This is a genomic window from Methylorubrum suomiense (genome assembly GCF_022179765.1).
Taxonomy (GTDB): domain Bacteria; phylum Pseudomonadota; class Alphaproteobacteria; order Rhizobiales; family Beijerinckiaceae; genus Methylobacterium; species Methylobacterium suomiense.
Genome location: NZ_BPRE01000019.1, coordinates 31,254 through 45,756, shown reverse-complemented (window position 1 = coordinate 45,756; position 14,503 = coordinate 31,254). Strand labels below are relative to the sequence as shown.

16 protein-coding genes are annotated in these 14,503 nt (G+C 71.1%); 5 read left to right on the top strand and 11 right to left on the bottom strand.

The genetic code is table 11. The features are described from left to right. The first annotated feature begins 60 nt into the window (after positions 1–60). The 3 genes from MFF26_RS23040 (at position 61) to MFF26_RS23030 (ending at position 1,717) form a co-directional block, all read left to right on the top strand. A complete protein-coding gene (locus MFF26_RS23040; RefSeq protein WP_137830321.1) occupies positions 61–534 on the top strand; it encodes a RidA family protein in 474 nt (157 codons plus the stop codon). Continuing rightward, positions 531–1,289, top strand: a complete 759-nt coding sequence (locus MFF26_RS23035; protein ID WP_137830320.1) for a glycerophosphodiester phosphodiesterase family protein — start codon at positions 531–533, stop codon at positions 1,287–1,289. Before MFF26_RS23040 ends, MFF26_RS23035 begins: the two co-directional genes overlap by 4 nt. Positions 1,290–1,390: 101 nt before the next feature. Beyond that, positions 1,391–1,717 (top strand): hypothetical protein, encoded by a 327-nt coding sequence (locus MFF26_RS23030; RefSeq protein WP_238308615.1) that lies wholly within the window; start codon positions 1,391–1,393, stop codon positions 1,715–1,717. Positions 1,718–1,724: 7 nt separating this feature from the next. Here the strand turns inward: MFF26_RS23030 and MFF26_RS23025 are convergent, their stop codons facing one another. The 6 genes from MFF26_RS23025 to MFF26_RS23000 all read right to left on the bottom strand — a co-directional run bounded on the left by MFF26_RS23025 (position 1,725) and on the right by MFF26_RS23000 (position 8,947). Beyond that, complete coding sequence (locus tag MFF26_RS23025) at positions 1,725–3,410, bottom strand: methyl-accepting chemotaxis protein (protein WP_137830319.1); 1,686 nt, start codon at positions 3,408–3,410, stop codon at positions 1,725–1,727. A 259-nt stretch (positions 3,411–3,669) separates the two neighbouring features. Continuing rightward, the gene (locus tag MFF26_RS23020; protein WP_137830318.1) at positions 3,670–4,815 is read right to left on the bottom strand and encodes an alpha/beta fold hydrolase; all 1,146 of its coding nucleotides are present in this window, start codon (positions 4,813–4,815) and stop codon (positions 3,670–3,672) included. Continuing rightward, the gene (glpK, locus tag MFF26_RS23015; protein WP_137830333.1) at positions 4,812–6,317 is read right to left on the bottom strand and encodes a glycerol kinase GlpK; all 1,506 of its coding nucleotides are present in this window, start codon (positions 6,315–6,317) and stop codon (positions 4,812–4,814) included. The genes MFF26_RS23020 and glpK overlap by 4 nt, the downstream gene beginning before the upstream one ends. A gap of 113 nt (positions 6,318–6,430) precedes the next feature. Next, the gene (locus MFF26_RS23010; protein ID WP_137830317.1) at positions 6,431–6,970 is read right to left on the bottom strand and encodes an ankyrin repeat domain-containing protein; all 540 of its coding nucleotides are present in this window, start codon (positions 6,968–6,970) and stop codon (positions 6,431–6,433) included. 208 nt (positions 6,971–7,178) lie between these two features. Beyond that, entirely contained in the window at positions 7,179–7,466 is a 288-nt protein-coding gene (locus MFF26_RS23005; RefSeq protein WP_137830316.1) for a hypothetical protein, read from the bottom strand. 146 nt (positions 7,467–7,612) lie between these two features. Continuing rightward, positions 7,613–8,947 (bottom strand): KpsE/RkpR family capsule polysaccharide export protein, encoded by a 1,335-nt coding sequence (locus MFF26_RS23000; protein ID WP_137830315.1) that lies wholly within the window; start codon positions 8,945–8,947, stop codon positions 7,613–7,615. Between the two features lie 283 nt (positions 8,948–9,230). Here MFF26_RS23000 and MFF26_RS22995 point away from each other — a divergent pair, with 283 nt between their 5' ends. Then, positions 9,231–9,665 carry a hypothetical protein gene (locus tag MFF26_RS22995; RefSeq protein WP_238308614.1) on the top strand — a complete coding sequence of 145 codons (435 nt, stop codon included), beginning with the start codon at positions 9,231–9,233 and terminating at the stop codon, positions 9,663–9,665. Continuing rightward, entirely contained in the window at positions 9,658–10,755 is a 1,098-nt protein-coding gene (locus MFF26_RS22990) for a lysylphosphatidylglycerol synthase domain-containing protein (protein ID WP_238308613.1), read from the top strand. The genes MFF26_RS22995 and MFF26_RS22990 overlap by 8 nt, the downstream gene beginning before the upstream one ends. A 76-nt stretch (positions 10,756–10,831) precedes the next feature. Here MFF26_RS22990 and MFF26_RS22985 read toward each other — a convergent pair whose 3' ends face one another. From MFF26_RS22985 to MFF26_RS22965, 5 genes are all read right to left on the bottom strand, one after another. Further along, positions 10,832–11,161, bottom strand: a complete 330-nt coding sequence (locus MFF26_RS22985) for a helix-turn-helix domain-containing protein (RefSeq protein WP_137830313.1) — start codon at positions 11,159–11,161, stop codon at positions 10,832–10,834. Next, the gene (locus tag MFF26_RS22980; protein ID WP_137830312.1) at positions 11,158–11,523 is read right to left on the bottom strand and encodes a type II toxin-antitoxin system RelE/ParE family toxin; all 366 of its coding nucleotides are present in this window, start codon (positions 11,521–11,523) and stop codon (positions 11,158–11,160) included. Before MFF26_RS22980 ends, MFF26_RS22985 begins: the two co-directional genes overlap by 4 nt. Before the next feature lie 184 nt (positions 11,524–11,707). Next, positions 11,708–12,484, bottom strand: a complete 777-nt coding sequence (locus MFF26_RS22975; RefSeq protein WP_137830311.1) for an ABC transporter permease subunit — start codon at positions 12,482–12,484, stop codon at positions 11,708–11,710. After that, on the bottom strand, positions 12,481–13,407 hold the full coding sequence (locus tag MFF26_RS22970) for an ABC transporter permease (RefSeq protein WP_137830310.1): 927 nt from the start codon (positions 13,405–13,407) through the stop codon (positions 12,481–12,483). The genes MFF26_RS22975 and MFF26_RS22970 overlap by 4 nt, the downstream gene beginning before the upstream one ends. Continuing rightward, on the bottom strand, positions 13,404–14,483 hold the full coding sequence (locus tag MFF26_RS22965; RefSeq protein ID WP_137830309.1) for an ABC transporter ATP-binding protein: 1,080 nt from the start codon (positions 14,481–14,483) through the stop codon (positions 13,404–13,406). Before MFF26_RS22965 ends, MFF26_RS22970 begins: the two co-directional genes overlap by 4 nt. Positions 14,484–14,503 lie beyond the last annotated feature (20 nt).

The window sequence follows — 14,503 nt, the reverse complement described above, 5'->3', positions numbered from 1 at the left end:
CCTGCCCCGCCCCCGTGCTTCGTCCCCGGCGGCGAAGCGGCCCCAAGGAGCGACATGCGCATGAACTCGGTCAAGGAACGCCTGAAGGCCCTGGGGCTCACCCTGCCGAAGGCGGCGGCTCCGGTCGCGAACTACGTGCCGTTCGTGCGCTCGGGCAACCTCGTGATCATCTCCGGCCAGATCTGCTTCGGGCCCGATGGCAAGCTGTCCGAGGCCCATAAGGGCAAGCTCGGCGCCGAGGTCTCGAACGAGGCCGGGATCGAGGCGGCCAAGCTCTGCGCGCTCAACGTGCTGGCCCAGGTCGAGGCGGCGGTGGGCGATCTCGACCGCGGCGTCGTGCAATGCGTGCGGCTCGGCGGCTTCATCAACGCCGTGCCGAGCTTCGCCGGGCTGGCTCCGATCATGAACGGCGCCTCCGACCTGATGGTCGCGGTGCTCGGCGATAAGGGCCGCCATGCCCGTTCGACCGTCGGCGTCGCCGAACTCCCCCTCGACGCCGCGGTCGAGGTCGAGGCGATGTTCGAGGTCGCGTGAGCCGCGCCCTCAACGCGCCCGGCTGGCTGATCGCCCGGCCGATCGCCCATCGCGGCCTGCACGACCGCGCGGGCGGCGTGCCCGAGAACACCCTGGCCGCCGCCGAGGCCGCGGCGGCCGCGGGCTACGCCATCGAGTGCGACGTGCAGATCAGCGCCGACGGCGAGGCGATGGTGTTCCACGACGCGACGCTGGGGCGCCTCACCGGCACCGAGGGCGCCGTGGACGCGACGAGGGCCGCCGACCTCGCCGCACTGACCGTCGCCGGCACCGCCGAGCGCATCCCGACGCTGACCGCGTTCCTCACCCGTGTCGGCGGGCGCGTGCCGGTGGTGGTCGAGATCAAGAGCCGCTTCGACGGCGACCGGCGGCTCACCCGCCGCACCGCGGAGGTCGTGTCCGGGTTCACCGCGCCGATCGCGCTGAAATCCTTCGATCCCGGCATCGTCGGGACGCTGGCCGAGATCGCGCCCTCGGTGCCCCGCGGCATCGTCGCCGAGGCGAGCCAGGACGACCCCGAATACGACCGACTGACGGCCTCGCAGCGCATCGCCCTGTCGGGCCTGCTCCATCTCGACGAGAGCCGGCCCGACTTCCTGTCCTGGCGCGTCGGCGACCTGCCGGGGCCGGTGCCCTATCTCTGCCGCCGCCTCGGCCAGATGCCGGTGATGACCTGGACCGTGCGCAACCCCGAGCAGCGGGCGCTCGCCGAGGCCCATGCCGACCAGATGGTGTTCGAGGGCTTTCGGCCCTGACCGCACGGGGCGGAGGATTGAGCGACCCGCCCCGCACTGCTTATGTTAAGCCGGTATGCCGATGCGCCCGGGCGAGGCGGCGGCCCGGAGATGACAGAGAGATGGCGTCGATCGACGAGATTGCGGCCACGCTGCGCACAGTGGCGGCGGCGGGCATGAAGCCCAAGAACCTGCTGGCCGCCGTGCGCGAGCGGCATCCCGAAGCGAGCAAGAAGGAGGTGGTGCGTGCCGCCTTCTACGCGCTGATCGAGAACCAAACGCAAGCACAAGCCCGAGACCAGGACCCTGCCTCGAAGCAGGCGGCCGATCTCCACGCCTTCGCGATCCAGGCGCGCGCCGCCGACGAGGAGCCGCCGGTCAAGCGGAGCCGGCTGCGCAAGAAGAAGGCCCCGGCGCCCAAGCCCGCCGCGGAGGCGCCGGTCTTCTGAGGCCGCCTCAGGCGGCCCGCACGGTGCCGAGGAAGCGGTGGACTTCGGCGCCGAGATGCTCGGATTGGCGCGACAATTCGGTTGCCGAGGCGAGCACTTGGCTCGCCGCCGCGCCGGTCTCCTCCGCCGCGCTCGCCACGCCGGCGATGTTGGCCGTCACCGCGCCCGCGCCGTTCGCCGCCTGGGCGACGTTGCGGACGATCTCCTGCGTCGCCGCGCCCTGCTCCTCCACCGCCGCCGCGATGCCGGTGGCGACGCCGCTGATCTCGCGGATGCGCCCGGCGATGCTGTCGATCGCCGACACCGCCTGATCGGTCGAGGCCTGGATGCGGCCGATCTGGCCGGTGATCTCCTCGGTCGCCCGCGCGGTCTGGTTGGCGAGCTCCTTCACCTCGGCGGCGACCACCGCGAAGCCCCGGCCCGCCTCGCCGGCGCGGGCCGCCTCGATGGTGGCGTTGAGGGCGAGCAGGTTGGTCTGGCCCGCGATGGTCGAGATCATCGCCACCACGTCGCCGATCCGGGCGGCGGCGTCGGAGAGGTCGCGCACGAGGATCGCGGTCTGTCCGGCCTCGCCGACGGCGGCCTGCGCGAGGGCCGCCGAGCCGTCGACCTGTCGTCCGATCTCCTGGACCGAGGCGCCGAGTTCCTCCGCCGCCGCGGCGACGGTGCCGACATTGGAGGCCGCTTCGTCGGCGGCGGTGGCGACCGTGCCGGACTGGGCCGCCGTCTGGGCGGCGGTCGCGGTCATCTGCTCCGCGGTCGCCTGCAACTCCGTGGCGGCCGCCGAGAGACCGCCGATCACGCCGCCGACGGCGCGCTCGAAGGCGTCGGCCATGTCGCGGGCGGCGGCCTTGCGCTGAGCCTCGGCTCCGGCGCGGGCGAGCGCGGTCTCCTCCTCGAGCGTACGGGCACGGATCAGGTTGTCCTTGAACACCTGGACGGCGGCCGACATCGCGCCGATCTCGTCGCGGCGGTCGCGGCCCGGCACGTCGAGGGTGGCGTCGCCCGCGGCGAGCCGGCCCATCGCCGCGGTCATGTTCTCGATCGGACGCGAGATGCCGCGCCAGCCGAACAGGGCGGCCATGAGCGCCGCGAGCAGCGTCACCGCCATGGCGATCCAGGCGGTGGTGGCGGCGGAGGCCGCGCTGCCGACGGCTTGGTCGACGCTGGCCTTGGCGCCGCGCTTGTTGAGGGCGAGGTTCTCCTGCAACGTCCGCGTGGCGTTCTGGGCCAGGGCGAGGGTGTCGGCCCCGGCGAGCAGGGTCAGCGCCTCGGCCCTGCGCCCGGCCTGCATCAGGCCGACGATCTCCTCCAGCCGGGTCGTATAGGTGGCCCAGGTGGCGGAGAACCGCTCGTAGACCGCCCGCTCCTCGGGCGAGGCGATCAGCGGCTCGTAGGCGCGGCGCAGATCGGCGAGCGTCTTCTGGCTCGCCCGGACGCTCTTCTCGTTCTCGGCGAGCAGCTGCGGCGTGTCGGAGGTCGAGACGTAGCGATAGGTCTTCACCCGCTCGTCGCGGGTCGCGGTGCTGATGTCTCCGAGCAGGCCGACCGAGGGCAGCCAGTTGTCGGCGATCTCCCGCACCTCCCGGTCGATCGCCGATAACCGGACGATGCTGAGGCCGCCCTGAACCGCCGCGACGACGGCGAGCAGGCTGAAGGAGCCGGCCAGGGCCGCTTTGAGGGAGACGCGCATGGAGGATCCGGTCGAGTTCAGGAACAATTCCTGCGGCCGGATTAAGGATTTGAAGAGTTAATTTTCCGTCGCCAGAGCGGCGCTCAGCACTATTATTCTAGAATCCGGAGCATCGAAAACGTTTCATTTGATTGCCATTGACCGCGCCGCGGCTCGGATACCCTCTACGAAGGGGGCGTCGCCGCAGCCGCAGCGCTTTCGAGGCTTGCAGAGCAACAGAGACGGAGCCGAGACATGCCCCGTCCGGCGTCCTGCCCCGTCAGTTCTGATCCCCCGGCCGCTTCGCCGGCCCCTCCGGAGTATTCGGCCCCTCGGTCTTCGCCTCGGGCGCGGCCAGGAACTCGGCCAAGTGGCGCTTCCACAGTCCGGCATAGCGCAGCGACTGGTGACCGTGGGTCTCGGGCGAGGTCGGCACCAGCACGAAGCGGCTGTCCTTCACCTTGGCCAGGGCCGCGTTCATCACGTCGAGCTGGGGCGGATTGAGCTCGTCGTCGGCGAAGTTCACCGCGAGCACCTTGGCCCTGATCTTGTCGAGTTCCGGGAACGGGTCGTAGTCGAACGAGGAGTCGAACCAGCGGAGCCAGTCGTTGGCGTCGGCCTTGTTGTCGTAGCCCGCGACCATCTTGTCGTAGGCCGCGTCCGCCGCGGCGCGGGTGGGCGCCTGTTTCTGGAGGCCGAGCACGCTCTCGGTCATGATGTTGAAGATCGGCAGGATCCGCTCGAAGCTCTTGGGCTGCGTCGTGTACTCGCCCTCCTTCCAGTCGGGATCCGAGCGGATGCCCTCGATCAGCAGGCGCCGCCACAGGGCATTGCGCCCGCTCACGGGGATCGGCTGGCTGGCCACCGCCATGATCAGATCCATCGCCTGCGGGTAACGGATGCCCCACATCCAGGCCTGCATCCCGCCCATGGACGTGCCGAGAACGAGGTGCAGCCGCTTCACGCCGAGTTCCTCGACCACGCGGTGCTGGCCCTCGACGACGTCGCCGTAGCCGTAGCGGGGGAACCGGCCCTTGAGCCCGTCCGAGGGCTTCGACGAGCCGCCGCGCCCGAGCCCGTCGGGCAGGATCACGTACCAGCGGCGCGCGTCGAGGGGGGCGCCCTCGCCGAACAGTTCGGGGCCGAGCGTCGGGATCAGGAAGCTCTTTCCGGTGCCGGTGGTGCCGTGGAGGACGAGCACCGCGTTGTCGATCTCGCCGTCGGCGCCGCGATGGGGCGTGCCGAGGGTGGTGTAGTGAAGCTTGGCCTGTTCCAGGCGCTCGCCACCGGTGAGCCGGAAGTCCCTGACGACGACGTCACCCTCCTGCTGGCCTGGATAGGTCTGCGGTGCGGCCGAAGCCGGGTCCGCCATCCCGAAAGTCATCGTCATCGTCAGGAGTGCCGCCGCGATCCGCCCGTGCCTCATGCCTCGTCCTCCACCCAGCCGAAGGAGCGCTCCACCGCCCGGCTCCAGCCGGCGAACAGGGCCGCGCGCCGCTCCGCGTCGAGATGCGGATGCCAGCGCCGGTCAACCGCCCAATTGTCCTTGAGGTCCGAGAGACTGCCCCAGAAACCGGTGGCGAGCCCGGCGGCGTAGGCGGCGCCCAGGGCCGTGGTCTCCGACACCTTCGGGCGCAGGGTCTCGCGATCGAGGATATCGGCCTGGAACTGCATCAGGAGATCGTTGACGACCATGCCGCCGTCGCAGCGCAACTCGCCGAGTGTGATGCCGGAATCGCGCTCCATCGCCTCCAGCACCTCGCGGGTCTGATAGGCGGTCGCCTCCAGGCAGGCGCGGGCGATGTGACCCTTGTTGGCGTAGCGCGTGAGGCCGATGATGAGCCCGCGGGCGTCGTCGCGCCAATGCGGCGCGTAGAGGCCGGAGAAGGCGGGCACGACGTAGACGCCGCCATTGTCCTCGACGCTGCGGGCGAGCGCCTCGACCTCGCCGGATTCGCGGATGAGCCCGAGATTGTCGCGCAGCCATTGCACCAGCGCGCCGGTGATGGCGATGGAGCCCTCCAGGGCATAGGCCGGGGGTTCGTCGCCGATCCGGTAGGCCAGCGTGGTGACGAGACCCGCCTTCGAGGCGACCGGCTCGGGTCCGGTGTTCATCAGGGCGAAGGCGCCGGTGCCGTAGGTGTTCTTGCCCTCGCCGGCAGCGAAGCAGGTCTGGCCGAACAGGGCCGCCTGCTGATCGCCGAGGATGCCCGCCACCGGCACCCCGGCGAAGGGGTCGCGGGTCTCGCCCACCACGCCGCTCGACGGGACGATCTTCGGCAGCACCCCGCGGGGGATGCGGAACACGCCGAGCATCCCGTCGTCCCAGTCGAGGGTCGCGAGCGACATGAGTTGGGTGCGGCTGGCATTCGTCACGTCGGTGACGTGCAAGCCCCCCTCCTCGCCGCCGGTGAGGTTCCAGACCAACCAGGAATCGATCGTGCCGAACAGGGCGCGCCCGTCCTCGGCCTTCTCCCGCGCGCCCTCGACATGATCGAGCAGCCACGCGAGCTTGGAGGCGGAGAAGTAGCTTGCCAGCGGCAGACCGGTGAGATCGCGGAAGCGGTCGCGCCCGCCGTCCCGGGCCAGCGCCGCGACGTGGCGGTCGGTGCGGGTGTCCTGCCAGACGAGGGCATTGTGCAGGGGCTCGCCGGTCGCGGCATCCCACAGGAGCGCCGTCTCGCGCTGGTTGGTGATGCCGATGGCGGCGAGATCCGCCGGTTCCAGCCCGGCCCGGACCAGCCCCTCGCGCATCACCGTGCGGGTGTTGCGCCAGATCTCGCGCGCATCGTGCTCGACCCAGCCGGCGCGGGGAAAGATCTGCTCGTGCTCGCGCTGGGCCTGCCCCAGGATGGCGCCGGAGCGGTCGAACACGATGAAGCGCGTGCTCGTGGTGCCCTGGTCGATCGCCCCGACCGCTTGCGCCACCGCGTTCCCCATGCCGGACCTCCCCGGCCCGGATCGTCCCGCCCGGGCCATGGCGCGATCCTACACGACGATCGCGCCGCCGGAAGGCGGTCCGGCGACCGGCGCGTCGCCGGTCAGCCCGCCGCCCGTTCCAGCAGGGCCGGGGTCTCCTTCGCGCCCATCTGCCGGGCCAGGTCCGCGGCATTCATCCCCGAGGCATCGCGCCGGGCCGGGTCGGCACCGCGGGCGAGCAGCCGCTCGACGATGGCGACGCGGTCGAACATCGCCGCCACCATCAGCGCGGTGCGCGAACCGTCGCCCGCGCCGTCGATCGCCGCCCCGTGATCGAGCAGCAGCTCGACGATGCCCGCCTCGCCCTTGAAGGCGGCCCCCGCCAGCGGGGTCTGGCCGCGATCGTTGGCAAGTTCGGGATCGCCGCCCGCCTCCAGCACCACCCGCGCGGTCTCGGCCTGGCCGTTATAGGCAGCGAGCATCAGGAGGCTGTCGCCCTTGTCGTTGCGCAGGTTGGCCGGCAGCCCCTGCGCGAACAATCCGGCCAGCTCCTCGGCATGCCCCATCCGGGCATATTGGAAGACGCGGCCGGCGAAGGCGATGGTCTCGTCGTCGAGGGTGGGGGACGCGGCGGGGGATTTAGGAGGGGACTCGGCCTGCATCGCGGATCTCGTCGGGGTTTCCTAGGGCGCTCGCGCATCGGTCCGAAAGGTGGCGCCGGCTCTCGGAGAAAAGCCGATGCGGCCCGATCCTCTCGGGGAATGCCACGGAGGGCGGAGGGCCGTCATGTGGGGCCCTGGCCGGGTTCGTCCAGCCGGCGGGCGGCGCATCCGGATCACCGCGCGGGGCGGAGCGGAGGTCCGGGCAGGCTCAGCGCCGCCGGCCCGAGATCCGCGCCGCGTGTTCGGCATCCTGTGCGGCCCGGGCCTCCTCGATCTTGCGCAGCGTCAGGTAGCGGGTGATGTCGAACTCGACGTCCCGGATCGTCTCCTCGATCAGGTGGCGCTGGAGCACGATGGCGGGATCGTCGGCCGCCAGCCCCTCGCGGTCCTGGAGCCGCTGCACCGCCTGCCGGACCACCGTGTAGACCTGCTCCCGCTCGTCCCGGCTCATCGACGGGCTCACCGCGCGGGCGACGAGGTCCGAGAAGTCCGCCATGGCACGCACTCAAAGCCGGTTGAGGGTCATCGGGTGAAAATCGGAGCCGGGCGGCCCCGGACGGGAATGTGCCCATGGCGGCAGCCCGATCAAGAGGCCCCGCCCGGCATCGCGATGCCGGGGCGGTCCACGACCGGCTCCGCTCGTCAGAGGCGATTGTCGACGACGGCGGCCCGGACCAGGGAGAGCGCGCTCCAGATCATCGTGAACAGGAACAGCGCCACGCCGACGGCGTAGAGGGGGGCCGGATAGGCCGAGTAGGTCGGCAGCAGGGGCTCGATGAAGGTCGAGAGGTAGATCTGCTGCTTCGAGGCCGCGACCCGGGCGCGGTCGAGGAGCATGGTCACCGACGCGTTGAGCTTCTCCGCGATCATCTGCTCGACCATCAGCCCCTCGTATTCGAGCAGGGCCTGGGTGAGGTTGCGCGAAGCGTCGGTGACGAGTCCGTCGGTGGTGAGACGGTTCTGCAGTTCCTTCATCTGCCCGTCGATGGCCGCGACGGTGGCGACGAGCACCTGAACGCCGCGGGTCCGCTCGTCGAGCTTGGAATCGCGCATGACGCGCAGGTCGTTCTCGGCCTTGATCTTGTCCTTGCGCAGCATCTCGATCGTCGTGGCCGTCGCCTTCGCGGACAGCACCGGATCGATGATGCCCCAGCGATTGCGGAATTCCTGCAGCGCCATACGGGCGCGCTTGAGCCGCTCGCCCGCCTTGTCGACCTCCTTCTGCGCCTGGACGAGCATGTCCTCCTGGGCGCGGCGGGAGATCGTGTTCACGAGGCTCTCCGACCGGGTGATCACCTCCTTGGAGATCGCCACGGCGTCCTCGGGCGAGAAGGCCCGCACGGTCAGACGGATCACGCCGGAGACGACGTCGATCTGCGGCTGGACGTGGTGGCGCCAATGTTTGACCAGCTTCTCGACCGGCTGGCCCGCGTCGTAGCGCGCCCAAAAGTCGATCCCGTCATGCGAGAACATCTTTCCAAGATCGAGCTTGGCATCGACCGCCTCCACGAGGGGGCGGCTCTTGATGTAGTCGCGGAGGATGAAGCTGTCCTGGCTGTTATGCTTCTGAATGAGGTCTTGATACATTCCGAGCTGGACGGATCCCATCGGCTCGATGTTGCCGCGCACCGCGAATTGCGACTCGACGATGTATTGCGGCGTGGCCAGGGCGAAGACGTAGAAACTCACCGCCGCCGTCGGCACCAGCACGAAGATGCCGTAGCTGCGCAGGAGCCGCACCATCAGGCGGGGCTGCGGCCGGTTCTCCTCGCGGGGCTTGAGGCCGGGCAGGCGGGTCCAGTCCAGGGTCCGGCGCAGCTGCGCGGCCAGGGCGCCCCTGCGGCTCGCGGGCACGGGCTCGATCGTCTCGGCGTTGCGCCGCAGATCCGGCACGGAGCGGCGGGCGAGATCCATGAGCGACTGGACGCTCGGGCTCGACCGGACTCTCGTCTCCTGCTTGATCTCGTCCGAACTCATCGAAAGGACATCCTCGCGGGGAAACCGCCGCCGGGGCTCGTGCCGGTTCATGCCGGGCTCATGCCGCACCCGGCCGCGAAGCGCCGGGCGAGCCCTCGCGGCCACGGCTGAGGTCACGGTTTTTTCGGCCCTTTTTAAGGCGCGGCGATCCGCCGGGATTGCCGCGCGGGACCGGACTTGCGATAGGCCGCCCCGCACCGGTTGTGCCCGGGGCATGCCGCGGGCAGCCCGGATCCGGGGGGCGTGCCGGATGCACGGCGATCCGGCACCACGGCCGATGCGGATGACGACTTCGGAGGAGCAGTTGGGACGGCGTCAGGAACCGTGCGGCCCGGCCCGCACGGCCAAGGCCAGCTTCGCGGAAGTGGTTCTGGTCTGCGGCAAGTGCGCCAAGCGCCAGGGCGTGGACCGCAAGCGGCTCGGCCGCGCCCTCAAGCGCGTCCTCAAGCGCGCCCCAAGCTCTCACGCCACGGCCGAGATCGACGGCACGCTTCGCAAAGCCGAGACCCGCAAGACGAAAGCCCGAAAGGTGAAGATCGTCGAGACGGGCTGCCTCGGCCCCTGTCCCAAGCGGTTGCTCACCGTGGCGACGGCGGCCTCCCTGGCCCGCGGTCGCGTCGTCCTGCTGGAGCCGGCGCTCAAGGAACTCTCGCCGCAGGCGCTGCGCCTCGACGCCCCCGCCCGCCCGGTTCCGATCGTGCACGCCGCCGATGGCTGATCCCCGGCCCGGCCCGAAGCTTGCCCCGAAGCCTGGCCCGAGCCGGCTCCTGCGCGGCCTCGCCCGCCGCCTGCCGCTCCTCGGGACGCTCGCCGGGCTGGCCCTGGGCACGTGGCTCGTGGTCACCAACGATCTCACGGCGATCGGCGACGCGTTCGGGCGGATCGGCGCGATCGGTCTGATCGGCCTCGTCCTCGTGCGCGCGCTGATCGTCCTCGTCTGCGGACTCGCTTGGGCACGGCTTCTCGCCGGCCTCGCGCCCGCCGGGCCGGGGGGAAAGCCGGTCGAAACCGGCGCCTTCGTGATCCTGCGCTTCGTCCGCGAGGGGGTGAACGTGCTCCTGCCCGTCGCCTCGGTCGGCGGCGAGGTGGTGGGCGGGCGCCTGCTGACCTTCTGGGGGGTCGCCGGCAGCTTCGCCGCGGCCTCGCTGCTCGCCGACATGCTGATCCAGGTGGCCACGCAGGTGGCGTTCACCGTGCTCGGGGCGGGCCTGCTCTGGCGGCTGCCGGGCGAGGCCGCCGCCACCCTGGCCCGCTGGACCGTGGAGGTGGCGGCAGTCGCGGTCGCCGCGGTGGCGGCCTTCTTCGCGCTGCAGCGCCTGGGCTCGACGCGCGGCCTGGAGCGGCGGCTCTCCGGCCTCCTGCGCCGCGTCATCGGCCCGTCCGAGCCCGACGCCGCGGCGCGCACCGGCCCCTCGGTCCGCGATGCCCTCGACGCCGTCTGGGGTCGAGACCGCCGGGGGCCGCTGGCCCAGGCGACGCTGCTTCACGCCGCCGGCTGGCTGCTCGGCGCGGCCGAGATCTGGATCGTCCTCGCCTGCATGGGGATCGAGGCGAGCCTGACCGAGGTGCTGGTGCTGGAATCGCTGTCGCAGGCGATCAAGTCGGCGGCCTTCCCGGTCCCGAGCGGCCTCGGCGTGCAGGAGGGCGGCTTCGTGTTCGTCGGCGCCCTGTTCGGGCTCGATGCCGGAATCGCCATCGCCCTGTCGCTGGCCAAGCGCGTCCCCGACGTGGTCCTCGGCCTGCCCTCGCTCCTCGTCTGGCAGACGCTGGAGGCCCGCCGCGCGCAGGTGCTGGCGCCGCCGGGGTGAGACCCAGGCGAGACTGGTTCGGCATGCGCCAGGAGGCTTCCTTCGGCGAACCAGCATTTGCTTCCGGCGGGAGCGTTCACAGGATCGTATCGATGCCCTTGTGCGCGGCCAAAGACAGGAGCTTGAGCGAGGGGCCGCTCGGGCGGCGCTCGCCGCGCTCCCATTGACTGACGAGGGTGACAGTCACGTTGAGCGCGCGGGCGAAGAGCGCTTGGCTCATCTTCGCCGTCTCGCGCACCTGCCGGATGGCTTCGGGCGAGAGCGGCTCGACCGGGGTGAGACAGGCAAGATCGAAATGGCGCATGGTGGCCTTGTCGATCGCCCCGACTGCGTGGGAGTCGGACGCAGCCTCGTGCAGCGCCTGAAGGGCGTCGCTGCGGGGCGTGGCTCGGGAGCGGGTTGTCATGCGATCTGCCTCCATCCTCGCTCGGCGACCAAGCGGGCGAAATCCGCATCCGTGTGACGGGTCAGGGTCTCGGCGTAATCTTGGTAGGCGGTGCGCTCGTGCACCGTAAGGTTGGCCCGGGCGCTCTTCGGGAAAAGATACAGGAACACGGCGAAGTCGCCGGCCCTGTAGGCGAGGATGGATCGAAAGCCGTGGGCGCGTCCCTGTCCCGGACGGGCGATACGCTGCTTGATCAGGAACTTTCCGATCGGACCATCGATCTGACCGCGCTCGGCACGATCGACCGCTTCCATCAGATCAGCTTCGGAAACGCCCTCCTTGTCGACCAATTTCGCGAAAAGCGAAGTCGTAAAAATCTTCATGCCCTGCCCCCAGTCGGCAGATCAAAAAACCATGAAAATCATCTTGTTATAGCCGCTCGATCGATCCGCGGGTGCGGGCGAACCGAACCGCTGCCCCGATGTCTCAGGCCGAAGAAACCGGCACGACAGCACCTCAAGAAGTACAACGCTCTGCGTTACAATTCAAGTTCGCAGCAGCCCGCCCCTATCCCCCCTGCCCTCGCCGCGCCGTCAGCCACGAGGCCGCCAGCACCACCAGGCCCACCAGGGCGATCATCAGCGTGGAGGCGGCGTTGATCTCCGGGTTCACCCCGAGCCTGACCTGGCTGTAGAGGCGCATCGGCAGGGTCGTGGCGCCGGGGCCCGAGACGAAGCTCGCGATCACGAGGTCGTCCAGCGACAGGGTGAAGGCCAGCAGGAACCCGGCCACCACCGAGGGCGCGATCAGCGGCAGGGTGATGCCGAGGAACACCCGCAGCGGCGCCGCGCCGAGATCGGCGGCGGCCTCCTCTAGGGAGCGGTCGAGGCTTTTCAGGCGCGCGCCGACCACCACCGCCACGAAGCCGGTGGCGAAGGTCGCGTGGGCGATCACGATGGTGGCGATGCCGCGATCCAGCCCGATGCCGACGAAGAGCAGCAGCAGCGACAGGCCGGTGATGACCTCGGGCATCACCATGGGAGCGTAGAGCAGGCCGGTATAGGCGCCGCGCCCGAAGAACCGCCCGTGCCGGTCGAGGGCGAGGGCGGCGAGGGTGCCGAGCACGCCCGCGATGGCGGCGGAGAGCAGCGCCACCTTGAGCGAGACGAGGGCGGCGGCGAGCAGCGGCCCGTCGGCGAACAGGATCGCGTACCAGCGGGTCGAGAACCCGCCCCAGACGGTGACGAGCTTCGAATCGTTGAAGGAATAGACGATCAGCACCAGGATCGGCGCGTAGAGGAAGGCGAGCGCCAGGGTCAGGGCGGAGCGGGCGAAGGGGCTCATCGTCCCCTCCCCTCGGCCGCCTCCTCCCGCCGCAGTTCCGCCTCGCGGAACAGCACGACGGGCACCACGATCAGGATCAGCAGCAGCACCGCGACGGCCGAGGCGAGCGGCCAATCGCGGTTGGAGAAGAACTCGCTCCACAGCACCCGTCCGAGCATGAGCGTGTCGGAGCCGCCGAGCAGGTCGGGGATGATGAACTCGCCGACCATCGGGATGAAGCAGAGCAGCGCGCCCGCCGCCAGCCCCGGCAGGGCGAGCGGCAGGGTGACGGTGGCGAAGGCCCGCGCCCGCCCGGCGCCGAGATCCGCCGCGGCCTCGAGGAGCGCCGGATCGAGCCGGCTCATCACCGCGTAGAGTGGCAGGACCATGAAGGGCAGGTAGGCATAGGTCAGACCGATCAGCACGCCGACGGACGAATCGAGAAGCGGCAGGGGCCCCGCGATCAGCCCGAGCTTCAGGAGCGCCCCGTTGAGCAGCCCCTCGGGCTTGAGGACCGCGATCCAGGCGTAGATGCGGATGAGGAAGCTCGTCCAGAACGGCACGATGACGAGCGCCACGAGGATCGGCTGCCAGCGCGCGGAGGCCCGCGCCATGGCGTAGGCGGTCGGCGTGCCGATCAGCGCCAGGATCGCGGTGGCGAGGGCGGCGTAGCCCAGGGAGGAGAGGGCGGCGTCGCGGTAGAGCGCGTCGCCCGCGATCATGTGGTAGTTCTGGAAGTCGAGCGCCTGCAGGAACTCGCTCCAGCCCTCGAGCCCGCCCTGCCAGTCGATCACCGGCAGATAGGGCGGCTGCGCCGTGGCGGGCGAGGAGAAGCTGATCTTCAGCGTCACCACGAAGGGCACGAGGAAGAACAGCACCAGCCACAGCAGCGGCAGCCCGCGCACCAGGCCGCGCCCGAGCCTGCGGGTCAGGCGCCCGCTCATGCCGGCAGGATCCGCGCCGAATCCGGCGGGATGGCGACGGTCACGGCCGCGCCCACGGCCGGCACCGGCCCCGGCGCGGGCAGGGCCGCGGAGGCGCGCAGCACCGAGCCGTCGGCCATGGCGATCCGGGAGCGGATGCGGTCGCCGAGGAAGGTCGCCTCGACGAGCGTGCCGGGCAGCCCAGCGGCGGCCCCGAGGCTCAGCCGCTCGGGCCGCACCGCCACCACCACGGCGGCGCCGGCCGCCCCCTCCCCGCTCGCGCGGATCGGCCCCAAGGCCGTCTCGACGGTGCGGAGGCCGCCGGGCTCGGCGGGCCCGAGGCGGCCCTCGATCAGGTTCACATCCCCCAGGAGGCCGGCGACGAAGCGGCTGGCCGGGCGCTCGTAGAGGTCGCGGGCCGGGCCGATCTGGACGAGGCGCCCGCGCTCCATCACGCCGATCCGGTCGGCCAGCGCCATCGCCTCCTCGGGATCGTGGGTGACGACGACGAAGCTGGTGCCGAGCCGCCGCTGGATCGCCCGCAGCTCCCCTTGCGTCTCCTCGCGGAGCGTCCGGTCGAGGGCGCCGAGCGGCTCGTCGAGGAGCAGGATCTTGGGCTCGCGGGCGAGGGCGCGGGCGAGGGCCACCCGCTGGCGCTGCCCGCCCGACAGCGTGTCGGGTTTGCGGGCCTCGAAGCCTTCGAGCCGCACGAGCTTCACCAGCCCGGCGACCCGCTCGGCCGCCTCCCGCCGACTCAGGCCCAAGCCCTTGAGACCGTAGCCGATATTGGCCGCGACGCGCATGTGCGGGAACAGCGCGTAGGACTGGAACATCATGTTGACCGGCCGCCGATGCGGCGGGAGCGCGGTCAGGTCCGCCCCGTCGAGCCGGATCGTGCCGGCATCCGGCGCCTCGAAGCCGGCGACCAGCCGCAGCAGGGTGCTCTTGCCGCAGCCCGAAGGGCCGAGCAGGCAGACGATCTCCCCCTGGGCGAGGTCGAGCGAGACCCCGTCGACGGCCGTGTGGGCGGCGAAGCGCTTGGTGATCCGCTCGATGCGGAGCAGCGGGGCGGCGGGAAGGGGCGTGGGCGCGTGCAAGGTGATCGGGTCAGGGGCTC

What these genes read in the sequence shown, in the direction of transcription:
- MFF26_RS23000 (WP_137830315.1), bottom strand. Translation starts at nt 8,947, where the DNA reads ATGAGTTCGGACGAGATCAAGCAGGAGACGAGAGTCCGGTCGAGCCCG.
- MFF26_RS23030 (WP_238308615.1), top strand. Translation starts at nt 1,391, where the DNA reads ATGGCGTCGATCGACGAGATTGCGGCCACGCTGCGCACAGTGGCGGCG.
- MFF26_RS22990 (WP_238308613.1), top strand. Translation starts at nt 9,658, where the DNA reads ATGGCTGATCCCCGGCCCGGCCCGAAGCTTGCCCCGAAGCCTGGCCCG.
- MFF26_RS23010 (WP_137830317.1), bottom strand. Translation starts at nt 6,970, where the DNA reads ATGCAGGCCGAGTCCCCTCCTAAATCCCCCGCCGCGTCCCCCACCCTC.
- MFF26_RS23020 (WP_137830318.1), bottom strand. Translation starts at nt 4,815, where the DNA reads ATGAGGCACGGGCGGATCGCGGCGGCACTCCTGACGATGACGATGACT.
- MFF26_RS23025 (WP_137830319.1), bottom strand. Translation starts at nt 3,410, where the DNA reads ATGCGCGTCTCCCTCAAAGCGGCCCTGGCCGGCTCCTTCAGCCTGCTC.
- MFF26_RS22985 (WP_137830313.1), bottom strand. Translation starts at nt 11,161, where the DNA reads ATGACAACCCGCTCCCGAGCCACGCCCCGCAGCGACGCCCTTCAGGCG.
- MFF26_RS22995 (WP_238308614.1), top strand. Translation starts at nt 9,231, where the DNA reads ATGACGACTTCGGAGGAGCAGTTGGGACGGCGTCAGGAACCGTGCGGC.
- MFF26_RS22980 (WP_137830312.1), bottom strand. Translation starts at nt 11,523, where the DNA reads ATGAAGATTTTTACGACTTCGCTTTTCGCGAAATTGGTCGACAAGGAG.
- MFF26_RS22975 (WP_137830311.1), bottom strand. Translation starts at nt 12,484, where the DNA reads ATGAGCCCCTTCGCCCGCTCCGCCCTGACCCTGGCGCTCGCCTTCCTC.
- MFF26_RS23005 (WP_137830316.1), bottom strand. Translation starts at nt 7,466, where the DNA reads ATGGCGGACTTCTCGGACCTCGTCGCCCGCGCGGTGAGCCCGTCGATG.
- MFF26_RS23040 (WP_137830321.1), top strand. Translation starts at nt 61, where the DNA reads ATGAACTCGGTCAAGGAACGCCTGAAGGCCCTGGGGCTCACCCTGCCG.
- MFF26_RS22970 (WP_137830310.1), bottom strand. Translation starts at nt 13,407, where the DNA reads ATGAGCGGGCGCCTGACCCGCAGGCTCGGGCGCGGCCTGGTGCGCGGG.